Origin of the sequence: Actinoplanes sichuanensis (assembly GCF_033097365.1) — a bacterium.
Taxonomy (GTDB): Bacteria; Actinomycetota; Actinomycetes; order Mycobacteriales; family Micromonosporaceae; genus Actinoplanes; species Actinoplanes sichuanensis.
The window spans coordinates 1522259-1543583 of the sequence record NZ_AP028461.1; the positions used below are offsets into that span (position 1 = coordinate 1522259).

At 70.1% G+C, this 21325-nt stretch carries 18 protein-coding genes; 14 read left to right on the forward strand and 4 right to left on the reverse strand.

Features of this window, described 5'->3' with window-relative positions:
- Nucleotides 1–48: 48 nt before the first annotated feature.
- The 3 genes from Q0Z83_RS06690 (at nt 49) to Q0Z83_RS06700 (ending at nt 3136) form a co-directional block, all read left to right on the forward strand.
- Nucleotides 49–726: an NUDIX hydrolase gene (locus tag Q0Z83_RS06690; protein WP_317792917.1), complete on the forward strand. Its 678-nt coding sequence runs from the start codon at nt 49–51 to the stop codon at nt 724–726.
- 74 nt (nt 727–800) lie between these two features.
- Entirely contained in the window at nt 801–2363 is a 1563-nt protein-coding gene (locus tag Q0Z83_RS06695) for a methyl-accepting chemotaxis protein (RefSeq protein WP_317792918.1), read from the forward strand.
- 164 nt (nt 2364–2527) lie between these two features.
- Nucleotides 2528–3136, forward strand: coding sequence for a DivIVA domain-containing protein (locus Q0Z83_RS06700; RefSeq protein ID WP_317792919.1), 609 nt, complete (start codon nt 2528–2530; stop codon nt 3134–3136).
- Here the strand turns inward: Q0Z83_RS06700 and Q0Z83_RS06705 are convergent.
- Nucleotides 3081–3533: a MarR family winged helix-turn-helix transcriptional regulator gene (locus tag Q0Z83_RS06705; RefSeq protein ID WP_317792920.1), complete on the reverse strand. Its 453-nt coding sequence runs from the start codon at nt 3531–3533 to the stop codon at nt 3081–3083. The two genes, Q0Z83_RS06700 and Q0Z83_RS06705, sit on opposite strands and share 56 nt — an antisense overlap.
- 83 nt (nt 3534–3616) lie before the next feature.
- Between Q0Z83_RS06705 and Q0Z83_RS06710 the strand changes: the two genes are divergently transcribed.
- The 3 genes from Q0Z83_RS06710 to Q0Z83_RS06720 all read left to right on the forward strand — a co-directional run bounded on the left by Q0Z83_RS06710 (nt 3617) and on the right by Q0Z83_RS06720 (nt 9601).
- Entirely contained in the window at nt 3617–4684 is a 1068-nt protein-coding gene (locus Q0Z83_RS06710; RefSeq protein WP_317792921.1) for an alkene reductase, read from the forward strand.
- A gap of 51 nt (nt 4685–4735) precedes the next feature.
- Nucleotides 4736–5920: a cytochrome P450 gene (locus Q0Z83_RS06715; protein ID WP_317792922.1), complete on the forward strand. Its 1185-nt coding sequence runs from the start codon at nt 4736–4738 to the stop codon at nt 5918–5920.
- A gap of 402 nt (nt 5921–6322) precedes the next feature.
- Nucleotides 6323–9601 carry a cadherin-like beta sandwich domain-containing protein gene (locus Q0Z83_RS06720; protein ID WP_317792923.1) on the forward strand — a complete coding sequence of 1093 codons (3279 nt, stop codon included), beginning with the start codon at nt 6323–6325 and terminating at the stop codon, nt 9599–9601.
- A gap of 91 nt (nt 9602–9692) precedes the next feature.
- Here the strand turns inward: Q0Z83_RS06720 and Q0Z83_RS06725 are convergent, their stop codons facing one another.
- Nucleotides 9693–10889 carry a LacI family DNA-binding transcriptional regulator gene (locus Q0Z83_RS06725; protein WP_317792924.1) on the reverse strand — a complete coding sequence of 399 codons (1197 nt, stop codon included), beginning with the start codon at nt 10887–10889 and terminating at the stop codon, nt 9693–9695.
- An 85-nt stretch (nt 10890–10974) separates the two neighbouring features.
- Between Q0Z83_RS06725 and Q0Z83_RS06730 the strand changes: the two genes are divergently transcribed.
- From Q0Z83_RS06730 to Q0Z83_RS06765, 8 genes are all read left to right on the forward strand, one after another.
- Nucleotides 10975–12015, forward strand: a complete 1041-nt coding sequence (locus Q0Z83_RS06730; RefSeq protein WP_317792925.1) for a LacI family DNA-binding transcriptional regulator — start codon at nt 10975–10977, stop codon at nt 12013–12015.
- A 226-nt stretch (nt 12016–12241) separates the two neighbouring features.
- A complete protein-coding gene (locus Q0Z83_RS06735) occupies nt 12242–13168 on the forward strand; it encodes a carbohydrate ABC transporter permease (RefSeq protein ID WP_317792926.1) in 927 nt (308 codons plus the stop codon).
- Complete coding sequence (locus tag Q0Z83_RS06740) at nt 13161–14051, forward strand: carbohydrate ABC transporter permease (RefSeq protein WP_317792927.1); 891 nt, start codon at nt 13161–13163, stop codon at nt 14049–14051. The genes Q0Z83_RS06735 and Q0Z83_RS06740 overlap by 8 nt, the downstream gene beginning before the upstream one ends.
- Nucleotides 14052–14074: 23 nt before the next feature.
- A complete protein-coding gene (locus Q0Z83_RS06745) occupies nt 14075–15355 on the forward strand; it encodes an ABC transporter substrate-binding protein (RefSeq protein ID WP_317792928.1) in 1281 nt (426 codons plus the stop codon).
- A gap of 122 nt (nt 15356–15477) precedes the next feature.
- Nucleotides 15478–16545, forward strand: coding sequence for a Gfo/Idh/MocA family protein (locus tag Q0Z83_RS06750; RefSeq protein WP_317792929.1), 1068 nt, complete (start codon nt 15478–15480; stop codon nt 16543–16545).
- Nucleotides 16542–17435 (forward strand): DUF6807 domain-containing protein, encoded by an 894-nt coding sequence (locus Q0Z83_RS06755; RefSeq protein WP_317792930.1) that lies wholly within the window; start codon nt 16542–16544, stop codon nt 17433–17435. Before Q0Z83_RS06750 ends, Q0Z83_RS06755 begins: the two co-directional genes overlap by 4 nt.
- Nucleotides 17432–18136: a cupin domain-containing protein gene (locus tag Q0Z83_RS06760; protein ID WP_317792931.1), complete on the forward strand. Its 705-nt coding sequence runs from the start codon at nt 17432–17434 to the stop codon at nt 18134–18136. Before Q0Z83_RS06755 ends, Q0Z83_RS06760 begins: the two co-directional genes overlap by 4 nt.
- Nucleotides 18133–19416 carry a Gfo/Idh/MocA family oxidoreductase gene (locus Q0Z83_RS06765; RefSeq protein ID WP_317792933.1) on the forward strand — a complete coding sequence of 428 codons (1284 nt, stop codon included), beginning with the start codon at nt 18133–18135 and terminating at the stop codon, nt 19414–19416. Before Q0Z83_RS06760 ends, Q0Z83_RS06765 begins: the two co-directional genes overlap by 4 nt.
- Here the strand turns inward: Q0Z83_RS06765 and Q0Z83_RS06770 are convergent.
- Both Q0Z83_RS06770 and Q0Z83_RS06775 read right to left on the reverse strand, forming a co-directional pair.
- Nucleotides 19409–20395, reverse strand: coding sequence for an LLM class F420-dependent oxidoreductase (locus tag Q0Z83_RS06770; protein ID WP_317792934.1), 987 nt, complete (start codon nt 20393–20395; stop codon nt 19409–19411). The genes Q0Z83_RS06765 and Q0Z83_RS06770 overlap by 8 nt on opposite strands.
- The gene (locus Q0Z83_RS06775) at nt 20349–21314 is read right to left on the reverse strand and encodes a sucrase ferredoxin (RefSeq protein WP_317792935.1); all 966 of its coding nucleotides are present in this window, start codon (nt 21312–21314) and stop codon (nt 20349–20351) included. The genes Q0Z83_RS06770 and Q0Z83_RS06775 overlap by 47 nt, the downstream gene beginning before the upstream one ends.
- Between the last annotated feature and the right edge of the window lie 11 nt (nt 21315–21325).

The window sequence follows — 21325 nt, forward strand, 5'->3', positions numbered from 1 at the left end:
ATTTTGTCGTCACGATGACGATAAAGCGGTACGGCTATTATCGTCAACATGACGACAAGCGTGGTGTCGGTCACCGTCGACCTGGTGCTCCTGACCATTCGTCAGGGCGTGCTGCAGGTGTTGCTGATCCGGCGGGGCATCGAGCCGTACCTCGGGAAATGGGCCCTTCCCGGCGGTTTCGTGCTGGACGGCGAGGATCTGGAGGAGGCGGCCGCCCGCGAACTGAGCGAGGAGACCGGGCTCGACCCGCGCGCCGGGCACTTCGAGCAGCTCGCCACGTATGGCGCGCCGGACCGCGACCCACGTGGGCGGGTGATCACCGTCGCCTACCTGGCGTTACTGCCCGACCTGCCCTCCCCGGTGGCCGGCGGCGACGCGGCGAGCGCCTCCTGGCAGCCGGTCGACGGGGTCGAGCTGGCCTTCGACCACGACCGGATCCTCGCCGACGGCATCGAACGCGCCCGCGCCAAACTCGAGTACACCCCGTTGGCCACGGTGTTCTGCCCACCCGAGTTCACCGTGGCCGAACTGCGCGCGGTCTACGAGACGGTGTGGCGTACCCGCCTCGACCCCCGCAACTTCCACCGCAAGGTGACCGGCGCCGAAGGGTTCGTCGAGCCGACCGGTGGCACGGTGATCCGCGACCGGGGTCGCCCGGCCCAGCTCTACCGCCGCGGCCCGGCCGCCCTGCTGCATCCGCCCCTGTTGCGGTCCACTTCCGGCTGATTGCCCTCAGTCGCGGCACTTTCGGGCCGAAGCGTGTGGGGAAGGCCGTAATCCACCTGCCCAGGAAGTGTCCTATGCCTCGTCTAGCCGACCTCAGCGTCGCCCAGCGACTGTCGTCGATCGTGGTCACCGGTGTGCTGGTCGCCGGCTCGTTGACCGGTATCGGACTCTGGTCGCAGAACCAGCTGAGCGACAAGCAGGCCAGCCTCAACAGCTACACGCTCACCAAGGCGGCGCTCAACCACCTGGACACCCGGGAGGCGGAGCTGAAGGTGGACGCCTACCGGTCGACGCACGGCGACGACGTCAACGGGGACGTGGCCGACGACGTGGTCTCGGCCCAGGAGGCCCTGGCCGCGGCCAGTGAGCAGGAGATCGGGCCGATCAGCGACGCGATCGACGCGCTGGGCGCCAAGGTCGAGGCGTTCAACGTGTTCGTCACCGACTTCGTCGCCGCCGCGGTGAAGGACCCGGCGAGCGTGTCGCCGGACGAGTACGCGTCGATCGCGGACCAGAACGGGGTGGTGGACGACGCCATCGGCGCCATCCACGAGACCCTGGACGCCGAGATCGCCGCCCGGCAGGCCGAGATGGAGTCGACCAAGAGCTCGGCGATGTGGTGGATGCTCGTGGTCTCCGGGATCGGCCTGGTCCTGCTGATGGGGCTGTCGGTGCCGCTGGTCCGGTCGATCCTGGGCCCGGTGCGGCGGGTCGCCTCGGTGGTCGGTTCGCTCGCCCAGGGTGATCTGACCCAGCGGACCGGGATCGCGGCCAAGGACGAGCTCGGTGTGATGGCCGCGAAGCTGGACGAAGCGGTGGAGAGCATCAACGAGACGATGCAGCGGATCGCCGAGAACGCGGGCACGCTGGCCGGCGCCGCCACCGAGCTGGCCGCCACCAGTCACGAGATCGCCGGTGCGGCCGACCAGACCGATCAGCAGACGTCGGCGGCGTCGACCGAGGCGGAGGAGATCTCCCGCAACGTGCAGACGGTGGCGGCCGGCAGTGAGGAGATGGGCGTCTCGATCCGGGAGATCTCCGAGAACACCAACCGGGCCGTGCAGATCGCCAGTGAGGCGGTGTCCGAGGCGGCGCTCGCCACCAAGCAGATCGAGCAGCTCGGCGCCTCGTCGGAGGAGATCGGCAACGTGATCAAGCTGATCACCCAGATCGCCGAGCAGACCAACCTGCTGGCCCTGAACGCCACCATCGAGGCGGCCCGTGCGGGGGAGATGGGCAAGGGCTTCGCCGTGGTGGCCAGCGAGGTCAAGGACCTGGCGCAGGAGACGGCCCGGGCGACCGAGGACATCAGCAGCCGGGTGACGGCGATCCAGCAGGAGACCGGTGGCGTGGTCGAGGTGATCAGCCGGATCAGCGAGGTCATCGCGAAGATCAACGACTATCAGACGACGATCGCCAGCGCGGTCGAGGAGCAGACCGCGACGACCGCCGAGATGAGCCGGAGCATCAGTGAGGTGGCGGCGGGCAGCGGCCGGATCGCGGTGAGTATCGCCGAGGTGGCCCGGGCCAGCTCGATCTCGAACGCCGGCACGAGTCAGACCAACCTGGCGAGCTCCGAGGTGGCGCGTACGGCCGAGGAGTTGCGGGCTCTGGTGAGCTCGTTCCGGCTGTCCTGATCCGGGTGCCCGATTACTGTCGGACGTCCGTACCGTAGCGCGGTGTTGACATTGAACGGGCGTTCGCGTCTACTTCCTGACGTCGATCGGACCCGTTCCCCCGGGCGCTGTGGGAACGTGCACAGTCCGGCCGTGCGAGCCGCCCGGAAGGTAACAGGTACGCGATGTCTCTTACCGCAGCGCAGGTCGGCAGTACCGTTTTCACGGAGCCGGCCGAGGGTGCGCGCGGGTATCACGAGGGGCAGGTCGACGCGTTCCTGGCCGAGGTGGCCGAGGAGATGCGCCGGCTGGAGGGCGAGAACCGGGCGTTGGCCGAGCAGCTCCAGCACTCCGACCTGGCCGGGCATCTGATCCGGCTGGAACGCGACCGGGACCGGGTGCTGGAGCGGGTCGAGTCGTTGCGGATCGAGCTGGAGAAGGCCCGGGCCGAGTCGCCGGTGCTCGCAGGTGAGGCGCCCCGCCTGCTCGAGTTGGCCGAGCAGACCGCCGAGGTGCACATGACCGAGGCCCGGCAGGTGGCCGAGGAGCTGCTCTACAAGGCGTCGGTGGAGGCCGCCCGGCTGACCAGTGACGCCGAGTTGCGGGCGTCGACGGTGGTGGCCGACGCCCGGCACGCCCACGCCGAGCGGATCTCCGGCCTGGCCGTCCGGCGCCGGGACGCGCTGGCCCGGATCGAGGCGTTGTGCAGCGAGGCCCGCGAGCGCCGGGCCGCGCTCGTCACCGTGCTGGAGGATCGTCTCCGCGGCATGGACCCGAAACCGTCCCGCCGGTGACCATGTCGGCCAGCTCCTCGAGCAGGCGCTGGTCGGCGGGGGACAGATGCCCGACGATGTCGGGCAGCCGGGTGGACACGTCGGCGTAGAGCGCGTCGCCGATCTCCTTGCCCAGCGCGGTGCTGGACACCGTGCAGGCGCGCCGATCGTGCTCGGCGGCACCGCGCTGCACCAGGCCGCGCCGCTCGGTGCGGTCGACCAGGCCGCTCATGCCGGGTTTGGCCAGGCCGAGCAGGTGCCCCAGCTCGGACATGCCGCGGGGCTGGTCTTTGACCAGGCAGAGCAGCTGGGCCTGGGCGGTGGTGAGGTCGTGGTCGGCGCAGATCTGCACATACCGCTTGTGGATCAGCACGGACAGGCACACCAGGGTGTTGCCGAATCCCGGGCCCTCTGTCATGGCCGCCATCCTACCTTGCGTAAGTTCGTGCCGCGAACTACTTTTGTTCGTGCCGCGAACTTTTAGACCTAGGGGAATCTCTGATGGCTGACGCCTTCGACTCGTACGACCTGGCCGGCACCAAGCTGGCCAACCGCATCGCGATGGCGCCGATGACCCGCAGCCGCGCGTACGGCACGGGCAACACCCCCACCGACCTGATGGCGACCTACTACGCCCAGCGCGCCTCGGCCGGTCTGATCATCACCGAGGGCACCCAGCCGTCCGTGGTCGGCCAGGGCTACACCAACACCCCCGGCCTGCACTCCGAGGAACAGGTCGAGGCCTGGCGCAAGGTCACCGACGCGGTGCACGCCGAAGGCGGCGTGATCTTCGCCCAGCTGATGCACGCCGGCCGAATCGGCCACCCGAGCATCCTGCCGGACGACCTGATCCCGGTCGCCCCGTCCAGCGTCAAGGCCGCCGGGCAGCTGCACACCTTCGACGGCATGCAGGACTTCGTCGAGCCCAAGGAGCTCACCGAGGAGGAGATCCGGGCGACCATCGCCGACTTCGCCGCCGCCGCCCGCAACGCCGTCGCGGCCGGTTTCGACGGCGTGGAGGTCCACGGCGCCAACGGATACCTGGTCCACCAGTTCCTGTCCGACAACGTCAACCAGCGCACCGACGCCTGGGGCGGTTCGGTCGAGGGCCGGATCCGGTTCGCCGTCGAGGTGGCCACCGCCATCGCCGCGGCCATCGGCGCGGACAAGACCGCCATCCGGCTCTCTCCGGCCAACCCGTACAACGACATCACCGAGACCGGCACCGAGGAGGTCTACCTCGCCCTGGTCGCGGCGCTGGCCCCGCTCGGGCTCGCCTACCTGCACCTGGTCGAGGGCGACCGGGAGTTCACCCGCAAGCTGCGCGCCGCCTGGCCGGGCACCTTCGTCCTGAACCCGGCCACCCACCCGCAGCCGACCGGCCCGGACGCGCTCGCCCTGATCGCCGACGGCACCACCGACCTGGTCTCGTACGGCGCGCTCTTCCTGGCCAACCCGGACCTGCCGGCCCGCCTGGCCACCGAGGGCCCGTTCAACACCCCGGACTTCTCGGCGGCGTTCGGCGGCGACCACCGCGGCTACACCGACTACCCGGCCCTCCAGGGCTGACCCGCCGACGGTCCCGCCGGAAACGGCGGGACCACCGGGAATAGTGGTCTTATGGCCACATATACCCTTCCCACGTTTCTGGACTGGCTGGCCGAGCAGCGCACCCACGGCCCGGTCCACTACGACGACAGGCAGCAGGTCTGGCAGGTCCTCGGCCACCCCGAGACCAGCGCCGTCCTGTCCGACCCGGCCCTGTTCTCCTCCGACCTCAGCAGCGTCATGCCCGCTCAGGACGACTTCCGGCTGTTCCAGCAGGGCAACTTCGTCCGGATGGACCCGCCCCGCCACCGCGAACTGCGCAGTCTGGTCAGCCAGGCGTTCACCCCGCGCGTGGTGGCCGGGCTGGAGCCGAGGATCGCCGAGGTCACCCACGAACTGCTCGACGCCACCGGCGGCAGTGGCCGGCTCGATCTGATCGAGGCTCTCGCGTACCCCCTGCCGGTGATCGTGATCGCCGAGCTGCTCGGCATCCCGGCCGCCGATCGGCCGATCTTCCGCCGCTGGGCGGACGTGCTCTTCGACCAGACCGACGTCGACCCGTCCGACCCGGTACTGACGGCCGGCCGGGCGACGATGAACCGGGTCGCACCGACGATCCGCGAGATGAACACCTACCTGCTCGATCACATCCGCGCCCGCCGCGCGCACCCCGGCGACGATCTGACCGGCCGGTTGCTGACCGCCGAGGTGGACGGCAAACGCCTCGACGACCAGGAGATCGTCGGCTTCGTCGGCCTGCTTCTGCTGGCCGGGCACATCACCACCACGGCGACGCTCGGCAACACGGTCCTCAGCCTCGACCGACACCCCGACGCGGCTGCGGAGGTCCGGGCCGACCCGGGCCTGCTGCCCGGCGCCATCGAGGAGAGCATCCGATTCCGTACGCCGTTCCCGCGCCTGGCCCGGCGGGCCACCATCGCCACCCGCGTGGGTACGACGATGGTCCCGTCCGGCGCGATCCTGCAGCTCTGGGTGACCGCCGCCAACCGGGACCGCCGCGTCTTCGACGACCCGGACCGCTTCGACATCCGCCGCAGCCCGAACCCGCATCTGAGCTTCGGGCACGGCATCCACTTCTGCCTGGGCGCGCCGCTCGCTCGCCTGGAGGCCCGGGTGGCCCTGCGGATCCTGCTCGACCGCTACCGCGACATCGCCGTCACCGAACCCGTCGAGGAACGCAACCCCTGGATCATGGTGAGCGTCAACCGGCTGCCCTTGGAGGTGCGCCCGACCTGACCGCCGCTGATTTCAGCCGGGGCCGATGGCGTCGGCCGGAGCGGGGGTGCCGTTGATCAAGGTGCTGAGCAACCCGAGAGCGACGCCGACTTGGGTGACATGGTGGTTTCGCGCGATCTGATAGTGACTGTCGGGTCCGGAGAAGCCCGAAGTTCCGCGCGTCGCCGCCCTTGACGGCTGCGGCGGTGGCGGGAACACTCCGGAATACGGTTTCCGGGCCGCCGGACCCCTCCGCGAGCCTGCTGTGAGTGCTGCCCGCCGTACCCCCTGCCCGCATCTGCCCTGCCACCGGGGCCGAACCGGGCCTCAATCCATGGAGAGATGTCGATGAAAGCGAACGCCCCCTCGCGACTGAGACGTTTCACAGTTGTAGCCGTAGCCGCCCTCCTCAGTACCGTCTCGATGTCCACCCCGGCGAGGGCCGAGGTCGTCGGGGCCACCTACTACGTCGACGCGGCCGCCGGGAACGACACCGACACCGGTCTGAGCAGCATCAACGCCTGGCGCACCCTGGATCAGGTCAATCGCACGACGTTCCGACCGGGGGACCGGATCCTGCTGCGCGCCGGGCAGCGCTGGACCGGGCAGCTCTGGCCCAAGGGCGACGGCTCCGATGCGGCGCCGATCGTCGTCGACCGCTGGGGCGACGGCGACAAGCCCGGCATCGACGCGGCGGGCGCGACCGGTGACGCGGTGCGGCTGTTCAACCAGGAGCACTGGACGATCCGCAACCTGGACGTCACGAACACCGCCGCACCCACCGGCACTCCCGGCGCCAACCTGGCCGACCTGCGCGGCGTCCACATCAGCGGCGACAACGGCGAGACCCTGGACGGCTTCCTGATCGACGCCGTCGACGTGCACGACGTGACCGGCGAGGTCCGTTGGATCAGTGGCGCGTACGAGCAGACCGAGCCCGGCGTCTACAAGGGCAACGGCTGGGACCGTTCGAAACGGACCGGGGGCATCGTGCTGGACGGTTCGGTACCGGACATCGCGGCGCCGGGTGCCACCCCGACCGTGCTCAACGACGTCACCGTGCAGAACTCGACGGTCGTGAACACCTCGTTCGCCGGGATCATCGTCAAGCAGTACAGCGGGGACGCTCCGGGTGCCGTCGCGACCGGCTGGGGCAGCCGGGACAACGCGACCGACCCGAAGTTCACCCCGCACACGAACGTGGTGATCCGCGGCAACTACATCAGGCAGGACGGTACGCCGTACGGCTGCAACGGCCTTTATCTGACGGGTGTCCGCGGGGCCCTCGTCGAACGCAACGTCGTCCACCGGACCGGCACGTCGGGGATCGAGACCTACTTCGCCGACGACGTGACCGTGCAGTTCAACGAGGTGTACGAGACCACGGTGAAAGCCGGTGGCGCCGACTCGAACGGCATCGACGCGGACAAGGGCACCACCCGGCAGGTGTTCCAGTACAACTTCGTGCACCACAACGGTGACGGGTTCCTGATCTGCCAGTTCGGCTTCGGTGACGTGGTGATCCGCGGCAACGTGGTGGCGTCCAACAGCCGGCACCAGGTCTACCTGCACTCGGACCGGGCGGCGCGGGCGGAGGTCTACCACAACACGATCTACAACGACCGCAGTGCGACGCTCGTCTACGGCTACGGGAGCTCGCTGAACGCGACATACACGATGCGCGACAACGTGCTGTTCTCGACGCGTGCCGGGGCGGCGCTCACCACCAGCCCGACGATCTTCTATGACGGCAACCTCTACGGCGGTGCCGAACTGGCCGTTCCGGACAGCGACACCCGTGCCGTCGTCGGTGCTCCACTCTTCGTGAATCCGCAGCTCAGTGGACCTTTCGGTACTCCGGAAACCGGGCCGCAACTGGCCGCGGCACACGGGTTCGCGGTCGATTCGGCGTCTCCGGCGATCGATGGTGGCGTGCCGATCGAGGCGAACGGTGGACGGGACTACACCGGTGGTGCGCTCTACAACGGCGACCCGGACATCGGCGCCTTCGAATACCGGACACCCGCCGGTGCCTCGGCCGAGACGGTGGCCGGCTACGTCCGTACCCCCGCGGGTCGTCCGGTCGCCGGAGCCACCGTGACCGCCGCCGGGCGGTCCGCGACCACCTCGACCGGCGGCTGGTTCGCGATTGCGGACGTGCCCTTCGGGCCCGTCACGCTCACCGCGTCGCGCAACGGTTACCAGAGCGCCGAGCAAACGGTTTCCGTGACAGATCACAACCGGGCGACGGTACGGGTGGAGCTGACGTCCACGAGCACGGTCGGGGTGATCACCGGCCGGGTCCTCGACCAGTACGCACAGCCGGTAGCCGCGGCTGCGGTGACGGTTCGTGACGATGCGCAGGTGATCGCCACCGGGACGAGCGGGACCGACGGTGTGTTCGCGGTGACCGGCGTGCCGGTGGGGGAGGGCTTCACGGTGACCGCGTCGGCGGCCGCGCTCACCCCGGCGTCGCGTGCCGGCCTGGCCGTCGGGCCGGACACCGCCACCGACGCGGGTGCGCTGCTGCTGGCCGCGACGGTGCCCGACTACGTGGACGTGCAGGACTTCGACGACCTGCCCGACGGGCCGCTGGCCACCGGCACGAACGGTCTCACGGTCAGCGGGGCGGTCCAGGTGGCCGACGGCGCCGTCCAGCTCACCCGGACCGTGAACAGCGGCACCACCCGGGTGCTGCGTGCCTTCGACCCGCCACTGAAAGGCCTGGTCACCGTGGAGAGCCGGGTGATGATCGACCAGCCGTACGTCTCCGGGAACCACTGGTGGGGTGTGCCCTACGTGACCGGGAGTGACGGGGTCAACGCGATCAGCGTGGCGTTCACGAAGAACACCGTGGTCGCCTACAACGGCGCGAGCACGGTCACGGTGGGTCGCTATGAGCTGGGCCGATGGCACCGGGTGCGCACCGTGATCGACACCGTGAACCAGCGGTTCGACCTCTACCTCGACGGGGTTCGGGTCCTGGAGCGGGCCGCGTTCCGGGTGCCTGTCGACGGGGTGGCGCGGCTCGACTACTTCGCCAACAGCAGCAACTATGGTCAAGTGCACCTCGATGACCTGCGGGTTTCCCGGGGTGTGGGTCTCACTCCGGACGACTCGGGGCTGTTGAGCCTGACCACCGGGCACGGGGTGCCGCAGGCGGTGCCCGGGGGCGGATATCTGCTGGAGGTGCCGGCCGTGACCACCTTGGTGGACGTGACGGCGGTGGCGCGGAGCCGGTTCGCGCGGTCGGTGACGATCGGTGACTCGGCAACGGAGGGTGATCGGGCCTTCGCCACTGTGACGTTGGGTGATACGGGTGCATCGGTTCCGGTGACGGTCACCGCTGAGGACGGCACGCGTACGGCGTACCCCCTGGAGATCCGCAAGCCCTCGCTGGCCGCCGACGCCTCGCTGACCGCACTGACCGTCAGCGTCGCGGATCTTGATCCGGCGTTCGCGTCGGAGGTCCTCCACTACGCCGTCGATGTGCCGTCCGGGACCACGAAGATGCAGGTCACAGCTACGCCGGCGAACCCGCGGTCGAGTGTGTCGGTGGCCGGAAGGGCCGGTCCGGCGACGATTCGCCTGCCGTTCGGGACCAGCACCGTGCCGATCGTGGTGACCTCCGCCGACGGCACCGCGACCAGCACCTACACGATCACGGTGACCCGTCCGCGCTGCCGGGCGCTGCGCCCCTGAGGGGCCGCCGGCCGTCGCTCGCCACGGTTCGCGCGGGGGATCTCGTGGTGGAGCGACGGCTCGCGGGCGGGCCGACTCTCCGGAGGGCGGGTCAGCGGGGTGGGGTGCTGTCCCGCAGGACCACCTCCACCGGCACCTCGACGACGGCCGGGTCGCCGGCCAGGGCCAATTCCACGGCTCGGCGGCCCAGGTCGCGCAACGGCACCCGGACCGATGTCAGCGTCGGGGTGACGTCGCGCGCCGCGTCGATGTCGTCGAAACCGGCGACCGCCACGTCCCGGCCCGGCCGCAGCCCCGCCTCGCGGACCGCGGTCATCGCGCCGATCGCCATCACGTCGTTCACCGCGAAGATCGCCTCCACATCACCCGCGCCGGATGGGCCGCCCGTGCCGGATGGGCCGCCCGTGCCAGATGGGCCGCCCGTGCCGGATGGGCCGCCCGTGCCGGATGGGCCGCTCGCGCCGGATCGGCTGTCGGGATCGCCGTCGGTGCCGGCAGCGCCGTTCCCGCTGCGCCGGCCGCCGCCGACCGGACCGCCGGCGCCGCCGCTGAGCAGGGCGGCCGCCGCCCGATGGCCGCCGTCCCGGTTGAGGTCGGTGGCGATCACGTGCCGGTCCTCGACGGTGATGCCGGCCTGGCGTAACCCGTCGAGGAACCCGCGCCGCCGATCGTGCGACATCCGGATCCGATCATCACCGTGCAGCACCGCGAACCGCCGGTAACCGAGCCCCGCCAACGCCTGGGCCAGCCGGAACGCGCCACCGTGGTGATCGACGGTCAGAGTCGGGAAGTCGAGCCCGTTGCGGCTCAGCAGGGCCACCCGCCCGCCCGCCCGGCGGTACTGGTCGAGTTCCTCGGCGAGGGCGGCGTAGACACCGTCGTCGTCGACCCGGCTACCGGCGATCAGGATCACCTGCGGACGGCGGCCGCGCAGGGTCCGTACGATATGCAGGCCCATGTCCGGCGAACGATCGGTGACCGCCGCGGTCAGGGTGAGTCCCGCCGCGTAGGCGCCCTCGGCCACGCCGTCCGCGATCGACGCGAAGTAGGGATCGTCGACCGCCCCCACCACCAGCGCGACAGTGGTGCTCGATCCGCGGGCGATGGCCTGCGCCGACACGTGCGGGGTGTACCCGAGGCGTGCCGCCGCCTCGCGGACCCGGGCCAGATTCTCCGCGCGCACACTGCGGTCGCTGCCGTTGAGCGCCCGGGACGCGGTCGCGTAGGAGACGCCGGCCTCGCGCGCCACGTCGTGCAGCGTCACCGCGGTCCGGTTCTGGTCAGTCACAGCCGTGATTCTGGCACGACGGGATACGGTTTCCATCGGCCGAGCTATCCTTTCGGCGCCGTCGCAACTGGAGAGGACGCCCGGATTGCCGCACCGTGCCAGGGATACCGTCACCCTCCGTGATGTCGCCGCCGAGGCGGGTGTGTCGCTGGCGACCGCGTCCCGGGCGCTCGGCGGCGGCCGGTCGGTCGCTCCGGAGAACGCGCGGAAGGTGATCGAGGCGGCGACCCGGCTTCGCTACACGGTGGACGCGGCGGCCCGCGCGATGAATCGGGGCAGCGACGCGATCGCCCTCATCGCCGACGATCTGGCCACCCCCGCGGTGGCCGCCGTGGTCGCCGCGATGGAGCGCCAGGCCCGGACCGTCGACGCGTTCGTGACCGTCTCGTCCACCCGCGGCCTGCCCGAGCTGCAGGCCGCGACGATCCGTAACCTGTCCGGTTTCCGGCCGCGTGCGGTGGTGCTGACCAGTACCCGGATCAGCCAGGATCCGGCCGAGACCCGGGTTCTCGACGAGCTGCTGGCGTTCGAGCGCGGCGGCGGCCGGGTGATTCTCTACGGCAGCGGCAGTGTGCACCTGCCGTTCGACGCGATCGCCGTCGACGACCGAGGCTCGGCCCGGCTGATGGGCGAGCACCTGGCCCGAACCGGGCACCGGCGGGCGATCATCCTGGCCGGGACCCGCGAGCGGGCGTACGCCGCGGCGCGCACCTCCGGTTATGTCGAGGGTCTGCTGGCCGCGGGCGCCGATGTGCAGGACATCCGGATCGTGAACTGCGAGGTCACCCGGCAGGGCGGGTTCGACGCGACGGCCCAGCTGATCCGGGAGGGCCTGGGCGGTACGGACGTGCTGGTGGCGATCAACGACACGGTGGCGATCGGGGTGCTGTCGGCGTGTCGGGCGGCCGGGATCGACGTGCCCGGGCAGGTGTCGGTGACCGGGTTCGACGACGTGCCGCTGGCCCGTGACCTGACGCCGCGGTTGACCACGATCGAGTTGCCGTTCACCGACATCGGCATCCGGGCGATCGAGATGGCGATCCGGGAGCGCCCGGTGGACGGGCCGCCGTTGCGCGAGACGGTGCGCGGCCGGCTGATCGTGCGGGAGAGCACCGGCCGGGTTTGACGGTTGATCGTGCGGAGAGCACCACCCCGGGCTCGACGGTGAACGTGCCGGAGAGCACCGGCCGGGTCGGACGGCTGATCGTTCGAAGTAGCGCGCACGGTCGGTGACCGACTCGCTGGGCAAGCGCTTTCCCCGAAGTAAATTCATCGACGCGAAACACTTGACCGCCCCGTCGTAACGCCGCAGACTCCGGAATACGGTTTCCAACGCCACGAAGGGGGGTCGGGTGAGCGCCATCGGCGAACTCCAACGGCTCAACACCTCCACCGGCGGCCCGCCGCGTAAGCGGGACACCAAGGCCGCCCTGCTGTTCCTCCTGCCCTGGTTCGCCGGGATTCTGCTGATCACCGCCGGCCCCGTCGCGGCGTCGTTCGTCCTGGGTTTCACCGACTACAACCTGATCCAGCCGCCCGAGTTCAACGGCCTGGAGAACATCCAGCGGATGTTCACCGACGAGCGGTTGCACCACTCGCTCGGCGTCACCTTCACGTACGTCTTCGTCTCGGTCCCGCTTCAGTTGGCCGCGGCGCTCGGGCTGGCCATGCTGCTCGACCGGGGGATGCGCGGCCTGGCGTTCTACCGGTCGGCGTTCTACCTGCCGTCGCTGCTCGGCTCCAGCGTGGCGATCGCGGTGCTGTGGCGGCAGATCTTCGGCGCCGAGGGCCTGATCAACCAGATGCTCGGCTTCTTCGGCATCGAGGGCACCGGCTGGATCTCCGACCCGGACACCGCCCTGTCCACCCTGATCGTGCTGAACGTGTGGACCTTCGGCGCCCCGATGGTGATCTTCCTGGCCGGGCTGCGGCAGATCCCGGTGATGTACTACGAGGCCGCGCAGATCGACGGCGCCGGTCGGTGGACCCAGTTCCGTCGGATCACCGTGCCGCTGCTGTCGCCGATCATCTTCTTCAACCTGGTGCTGCAGATCATCCACGCCTTCCAGTCGTTCACCCAGGCGTTCGTGGTCTCCGGCGGCACCGGTGGTCCGTCCGACTCGACCATGTTCTACACGCTCTACCTCTATCAGCGCGGATTCCACAGCTTCGACATGGGTTACGCCTCGGCGCTGGCCTGGCTGCTCCTGCTGATCATCGCCGCGTTCACCGCGGTCAACTTCTGGGCCGCCAAGCGATGGGTTTTCTACGATGACTGACCTCGCTGAGCGTGTTACCCCGGCGCCGGCGAAGGCCGCGGCGACCGCGAAGGTCCCAGGCCCCTGGCGGAGCATCGCCAAGCACACCGCCCTGATCCTGCTCACCCTGGTGATGCTCTACCCGGTGATCTGGATGGTGGTCAGCTCGCTGCGACCCAACGAGGAGATCTTCCGCTCCCCGGGTGTCATCCCGGACAGCTTCCGCTTCGAGAACTACAGCGAGGGCTGGACCGCGCTGGCCTCCCCGTTCGGCCACTACCTGATCAACTCGGCAATCGTCGTGATCGGCTGCATCATCGGCAACCTGGTCTCCTGCTCGATGGCCGCCTACGCCTTCGCCCGGTTGGAGTTCACCGGCAAGAAGCTGTGGTTCGCGATCATGCTGGGCACCATCATGCTGCCGATCCACGTGATCATCGTCCCGCAGTACGTGATGTTCTCGCAGTTCGGCTGGGTCAACACGTTCCTGCCGCTGATCGTGCCGAAACTGCTCGCCACCGACGCGTTCTTCGTCTTCCTGATGGTCCAGTTCATCCGCGGTCTGCCGCGCGAGCTGGACGAGGCGGCCCGGATCGACGGCGCCGGTCATCCCCGCATCTTCCTGCAGGTGATCCTGCCGCTGATGCTGCCGGCCCTGGCCACCACCACGATCTTCACGTTCATCTGGACGTGGAACGACTTCTTCAGCCAGCTCATCTACCTCACCGACCCGGACATGTACACGGTTCCGGTCGCCCTGCGCTCCTATGTCGACGCCACGGTCTCGACGTCGTGGGGATCGATGTTCGCCATGAGCGTCGTATCGCTGCTGCCGATCTTCCTCGCGTTCCTGGTCGGTCAGCGCTTCCTGATCAAGGGCATTGCGACCACCGGCATCAAATGAACTCCACCCCCGGAGGAAATGACATGAAAAAAGTTCTCGTAGGAGCATTGGCCGCGCTACTTCTCGCCGGGTGCGGCGGTGGGGGCGGCGGCAAGGCCGACGGTGACCTGACCGCCGACAAGATCGAGCTGCGCTTCACCTGGTGGGGCTCGGACGCCCGCCACCAGCGCACCCAGCAGGTCATCGACCTGTGGCAGAAGACCCACCCGAACATCACCATCAAGGGCGAGTTCAAGGAGTGGAACGGCTACTGGGACAGCCTGGCCACGACGGTCGCCGCGAACGACGCGCCGGACGTCATCCAGATGGACGAGCTGTACCTCGCGTCCTACGCCGAGCGCGGCGCGCTGCTCGACCTCGGCACCGCCGGTAAGAACCTGACCAGCACCGACTTCGACGCCAAGGCGCTGGCCACCGGTGCCATCGACGGCAAACAGTACGGCCTGCCGACCGGCGTCACCACGTACTCGCTGGTCGCCAACACCGACCTGCTCGCCAAGTACGGCATCACGCTGCCCGACGACGCGTCCTGGACCTGGGACGACCTCAAGACCGTCGGCGATCAGATCTCCAAGGCCAGCAAAGGCGAGGTCACCGGCCTGCAGTCGTGGGGCTTCGACATCGGCGGCGTGAACATCTGGGCCCGCCAGAACGGCGCCTCGCTCTACTCCCCGGACGGCAAGGTGGCCATCCCGGCCGACATCCTCGCCAAGTACTGGCAGTACCTGCTCGACATCGCCAAGCAGGGCATCGCCCCGCCCGCGTCGGTGAGCGTCGAACGCGCCGGGGCCGGCCTCGACCAGTCCGGCACGGCCACCAACAAGTCGGCCATCGGCACCTGGTGGAACAGCCAGCTCACCTCGCTGGCCAAGGCCTCCGGCCAGAACCTCAAACTTCTCAAGATCCCCGGCGAGGGTACGGCCACCGGCGCCTACTACAAGCCGTCGATGTTCTGGTCGATCTCGTCGAGGTCGAAGCACCCGGCCGAGGCCGCCGCGTTCGTGAACTTCCTCGGCAACAGCCAGGAGGCCGCCGACATCCTGCTCACCGACCGTGGCATCCCGGCCAACACCAAGATCCGGACCGCGCTCACCGGCAAGCTCGAGGGCACCGACAAGGCGGCCGCCGAGTTCCTCGACTCGGTCAAGGTCGGCGAGGCCCCGCGGGTGACCCCGAACGGCGCCAGTGACGTGGAGGCCATCCTCAAGCGCCACACCGAGTCGGTCCTCTTCGAACGCGAGACCCCGCAGCAGGCCGCCGAAGCCTTCATCAAGGAACTCCAGGCCGGCATCGACGCCGCCTGACCCGGTGTACGCCCGCGCCGCGGTCGGCGCGGGCAGAACCCGGCTGGTCCTCAGGGCTGTCTCCGACGCCCGGGGACAGCCCTGAGGGCCAGCCGGGTTTTCGACTCCAGGAACAGGGAGCCATGTCTCAACCTCGATACCGTGCGGCGATCGTCGGCGCCGGAGCCATCGCCGCCGCGCACGCCCAGGCCCTCCAGCACCACGGCGACCGCGTCGCCCTCACCGCAGTCGTCGACGTCAACCCCGACCTGGCCCGGCACTTCGCCGCCAAGTGGGACATCCCGCACGTGCACACCGACCTGGACGTCCTGGACCGGGTCGACCTCGTCCACCTGTGCACCCCGCCCGCCACGCACACCCCGCTCGCCCTGAGATGCCTCGAAGCGGGCGCGAACGTGCTGGTGGAGAAGCCGCCGACACTGTCGCTGGCCGAGCTCGACACCCTGGCCGAGGCCTCCCGGCGGACCGGCGCGCACGTCGCCACCGTCTTCCAGCACCGCTTCGGCACCGGCGCCCACCGGCTGCGGGAGATGATCGCCGCCGGTGACCTCGGCCGGCCGCTGTTGGCCACCTGTGAGACCCAGTGGTACCGCGACGACGACTACTACCGGGTCCCGTGGCGCGGCAAGTGGGCGACCGAGGGCGGCGGTCCGACCATGGGCCACGGCATCCACCAGTTCGACCTGCTGCTCTCCATCCTCGGCCGGTGGGAGCAGGTCACCGCGGTCACCGCCACGCGGGCCCGCGAGGTGGAGACCGAGGACGTGTCGATGGCCCTGGTCACGTTCGCCGACGGCACCCTCGCCTCGGTGGTCAACTCGGTGGTCTCGCCCCGGCAGACCTCCTCGCTGCGGTTCGACTTCGAGAACGCCACGGTCGACCTCACCCACCTGTACGGCTACCGCGACGCCGACTGGACGATCACGCCGGTGCCCGGCCACGAGGACCTGACCGCGGGCTGGAACCGGACCCGATCGGACACGGTCAGCGGCCACATCGACCAGCTCGCCGCCGTGCTCGACGCCCTCGACGCGGGAATAGCGCCGCCGGTCTCGTTGCCGGACACCCGTACCACCATGGAGTTCATCGCCGCCCTGTATGCCTCGGCGGCCACCGGACAGCCGGTCCGCAGCGGTGAGATCGGCCCCGAGCATCCCTTCGCGGCCACGATGAACGGAGCCGGCCGATGACCGTCCAGGTCGAGCACCGGCTGGGCGGTTCGGTCACCGTCTCCGCCGGTCAGGTGCCCCTCTTCTCGTACGTCTACCGGCCGGACACCCCGCAGCTGGAGTCGCCGAAGCCGTACCTCCATCCGATCCGCACCCTGGCCGGCGACCTCGTGTCGCTGTACCGCCCGCACGACCACGTCTGGCACAAGGGCATCGCCTGGTCGCTGCCGCATGTCGGCGAACACAACTTCTGGGGCGGGCCGACCTACGTGCACGGCCGGTTCTACGTGCAGAAACCCAACAACGGCAGCGCCCTGCACCGCAGCCTGGACACGCTCACCGACACCGCGCTCGGTCACACGCTCGACTGGATCTCCGAACAGGGCGCGCCGGTCATCACCGAGCAGCGGACCCTGACCTGGGCGATCGCCGACGACGTGAGCTGGGTGCTCACCTTCGCCACCACGATGACGAACGTGTCCGGCGCGACCCTCGCGTTCGGGTCGCCGACCACGAAGGGCCGGGAGAACGCCGGGTACGGCGGGCTGTTCTGGCGGGGGCCGCGCTCGTTCACCAACGGTCTGCTCCAGTCGCCGGACGGCACCGGGGGCGACGAGTTGCGCGGCACGCGGGGGCCGTGGTTCGCGTTCCGCGGCCGGCACGACGGAGTGGACCGGTCGTCGACCGTGGTGGTCGTGGACGACTCGGCCAATCCGCATCATCCGCCGCGGTGGTTCGCCCGTACCGAGGAATTCGCCTGTCTGAACCCCGCGCCCTTCTTCAGCGAGGAGTTGGACCTGGCCGCCGGGGACTCCGTCGCGTTCCGCTACGCGGTCGTGATCGCCGACGGTGACCACGGGGACGCCGGCACCGAGAAGCTCGCCGCGCTCGGCGCGGAGGCCCTGACATGACGACCTTTCCCGGTGGTACGTCGGTGAGCCGGCTGTCGGTCTACGGCGAAGGGGGCACGCCGCACCTGCACACGGTGTCGACCGAGGCCTACGTGGTGATCGGTGGCACCGGCACGCTGCTGACGCTCGACACGACCGGGCTGCACGAGACGCCGCTGGCCACCGGCTCCACCGTCTGGTTCACGCCGGGCACCGTCCACCGCGCGATCAACCACGGTGACCTGCGGGTTCTCGTGATCATGTCGAACGCCGGGCTGCCCGAGGCGGGCGACGCGGTGATGACCTTCCCGACCGAGATCGTCGCCGACCCGGCCCGCTACCGGGCCGCGGCCCACCTCGCCGGAGACCCCGAGCTCGCCGTCCGCCACCGGCGTGACCTGGCCCTCGAAGGATTCCAGCAGCTGGTCGACGCGGCCGAGACCGGCGACCCGAAACCGCTCGCCGAATTCTACGAGGCGGCGGCCGCACTGGTCCGGCCGTCCGTCGCCGGCTGGCGTGACCTGTGGCGATCCACCGTCGAGGCGGCCACCCGGCAGACCGCCGCCGTCTTGGACGCGCTCGACCACGGCGACGCCCGGCACCTGGCCGCGTCCGCGGTGCTCGGCTCGCCGCCGTCCGACCCGCTCCGCTGGGGCATGTGCGGACGGCTCGGCGCCCACGACGTCCACCATCCGGCCGTTCTCTCGGAAGGGACCCGATGACCCGCCGCTACGCCATCGTCGGACTGGGCCACCGCGCGCAGCTCTACATCGACGCACTGTCGGGGGAGTGGGCCGACGTCGGGGAGATCGTCGCGTTCTGTGACACCAACCGGACCCGGATGGGCTACCACAACGACCGGCTGACCGCGGCCGGCCGCGAACCCGTGCCGGTCTTCCACCCCGACCGGTACGCCGAGGTCCTGGCCGCCGTCGACGCCGTGGTGATCACCACGGTCGACGCCCGGCACGCCGACTACGTGTGCGCGGCCCTCGACGCCGGGATCGACGTGATCGTCGAGAAGCCACTCACCGTCGACGCCGAGGGCTGCCGCCGGATCGCCGCCGCGGCCGAGCGCAGCCCCGCCCGCCTGATCGTCACATTCAACTACCGGTACTCACCCCGCAACAGCGCGGTACGCCGGCTGCTCGCCGACGGGCGCATCGGCGAGGTGACGTCGGTGCACTTCGAGTGGCTGTTGGACACCATCCACGGCGCCGACTACTTCCGTCGCTGGCACCGCGAGAAGGCCAACTCGGGCGGCCTGCTCGTGCACAAGTCCACCCACCACTTCGACCTGGTCAACTGGTGGCTCGGTAGCCACCCGGTGTCCGTTTTCGCCCAGGCCGGCCTGCGGTTCTACGGCCCGGCGGGACCGGCCGGTGCATCGGCGCACGACTCGCCGCGGCCGGAACGGGCGCACGGGGCGCCCGGCCTGGGCACCGACCCGTTCCTGCTCGACATGACTGCCGACCCGCGGCTCAAAGCGCTCTACCTCGACGCCGAACACGAGGACGGGTACATCCGGGACCGCGACGTCTTCAGCGCCGGGATCGACATCGACGACACGATGTCCGTTCTGGTCACCTACGCCGACCGGACGGCGATGACCTACTCGCTCACCGCGTACTCGCCGTGGGAGGGCTATCGGGTCGCGCTCAACGGCACCCGTGGTCGGATCGAACTGGAAGTCTGCGAGCGGGCGTGGACACCGGCGCACGGCGCGATCGACCCGAGCGCCCTCGAGCAGACCGGCGGATTCGAGCGGCTGACCGTACAGGAGCACTGGCAGAAGGCCGAGGAGGTGCCGATCGTCAACGGCGCGGGTGGCCACGGCGGCGGTGACCGACTGCTGCTCGACGACGTCTTCCGCGGCCCCGCCGACGATCCCCTCGCCCGTCAGGCCGGCTACCGCGACGGTATCCGCAGCGTGTTGACCGGCGTCGCGGCAGACCGATCCGCACGGACCGGTCTGCCGGTGAAGCTGTCCGACCTTATTTGACCAGCGGCTTCAAGGCCGATCCGACCGCGGCGACGACGCCGGGGCGGTGGCCGTTACGGATCAGGTTGATGGTGACCCCGCCGATACCGGCGGCGAGCACCCGCTCCTGGATCTGATCGGCCACCTGCTCCGGCGTACCGATGAAGGCCCGGTTGCGACGATCCTCCGGGATCGTCTCGCCGATCTCCTTGGCCTCCTGCTCGGTCTCGCCGACGCCACCCATCACCAGGTAGCTGGTGGCCAGCGTGGCCGGGTCACGGCCGATCTCCTCGCACCGTTCGCGCAGCACCGAGACCTTACGGGCCAGATCGTCCACATCACAGATGATGTTCATGTGGTCGGCGAAACGCGCGGCCAGCCGGAACGTCTTCTGCTCGCCCTGCCCGCCGAGCATGACCGGGATGTGTGGACGCAACCGCGGGTTGTTCATCGCCGACCGCGCCGTGTACCACTTACCGTCGAGCGACGCCGGCTCACCCCTCAGCATCGGCGTGATGATCTGCAGGGCCTCGTCGAGCCGCTCGAACCGCTGGCCGAACGTGCCGAACTCGAAGCCGTAGGCGTCGTGCTCCAGCTCGAACCAGCCGGCCCCGATGCCGAGGATCGCCCGGCCCTTGGAGACCACGTCCAGCGTGGTCACCGTCTTGGCCAGAAAAGCGGGATTGCGGTACGTGTTACCGGTGACCAGCGTCGACAGCTGGATCGTGGACGTCGCCGAGGCCAGCGCGCCCAGCGTCGTGTAGGCCTCCAGCATCGCGTTCTCCGCGGGGCCGATGCCGGGCAGCTGATACAGGTGGTCCATCACCAGCACGGTGTCGAAACCGCTGGCCTCCGCCTCGCGGGCCTGCGCGACGACCGTGTCGAACAGGCTCTCGACGCCGATGCCCGGGTAGGTGAAATTCGGGATCTGGTACCCCAGCCTGATGACCGGATCATGGCCCGAGCGATCCTGAGGCTGGTTTTCGTTCAAGGACACCATGGCTGAACCGTACCTCCGTCCCCGCCGGACAGGCGGGCTCCGGCAGTTCCGCCCCGAATCCGTGACGCCCGTCACCGAACCGCGGGCCGGTCTCGCCGTCGGGTGCGGTCACCGCGATCACGTCATAGCGCTGACCTGCACGATCACGGGGTCGCACGGTGACCCGATAGGTCCCGGCCGGAGTCGCCACCGGTACCTCCCGGCGGTCGTCGTCGCCCGGTGGCCCGGGCTCCGCGACCCGTAGCGCGTCCACCCCGTCCAGGCCGGTGGCCTGCCGGACCGCCCACTCCGCCGCCTGCGCCTGCGGCGACAATCCGGCCCGGCCCCGATAGCGCGACAGCACGATCCGGCCCCGATCGGCCGCCGCGACCAGGGCGACCGCCTCGGCCGGACCCATGCCCCGGTAGAAGACACCGGACGGCAGACACACCAGATTGGCGGCGAAACGGCACCCGCCGACATGGGTGGTCTCCCACGCGCGCGGTCCGGCGGCGGCCGACACGGCCCGCGCGACCGACCGGCCGGACCCACCGCAGACCGGGCTGCGCCGGCTGTTGGTGCACACCAGATACATCGGCTCGGCGACCGGTGTGGCCAGCCCGGACGGCCGCCCGGCGGCGAGCGCCTCGGCGACGCCGGCGAACCGGTCGGCCAGGCGGTCCACCGGCAGTCGTTCCAGCAGCTGACGGCCCCCGGCCGACGACGACACGAAACAGCGTTCCCGTCCGGGCCGGGGTACGAGCCGGTGCTGCCGGATGAGGTTGACCCGGAAGCCCAGAGCGGCGGCGGCCGCCCGGACCGCGGCGGGCAGTACCGGTGTGTCGGCGCCGGCCGAGAAGCCCCACGGCCCGGGATGTTCGATCAGCAGCCAGCCCCGGATCGCCGGTACGTCGACCCGCTGCGGTTGCGGCAACGTCATCGCGGCCGCCC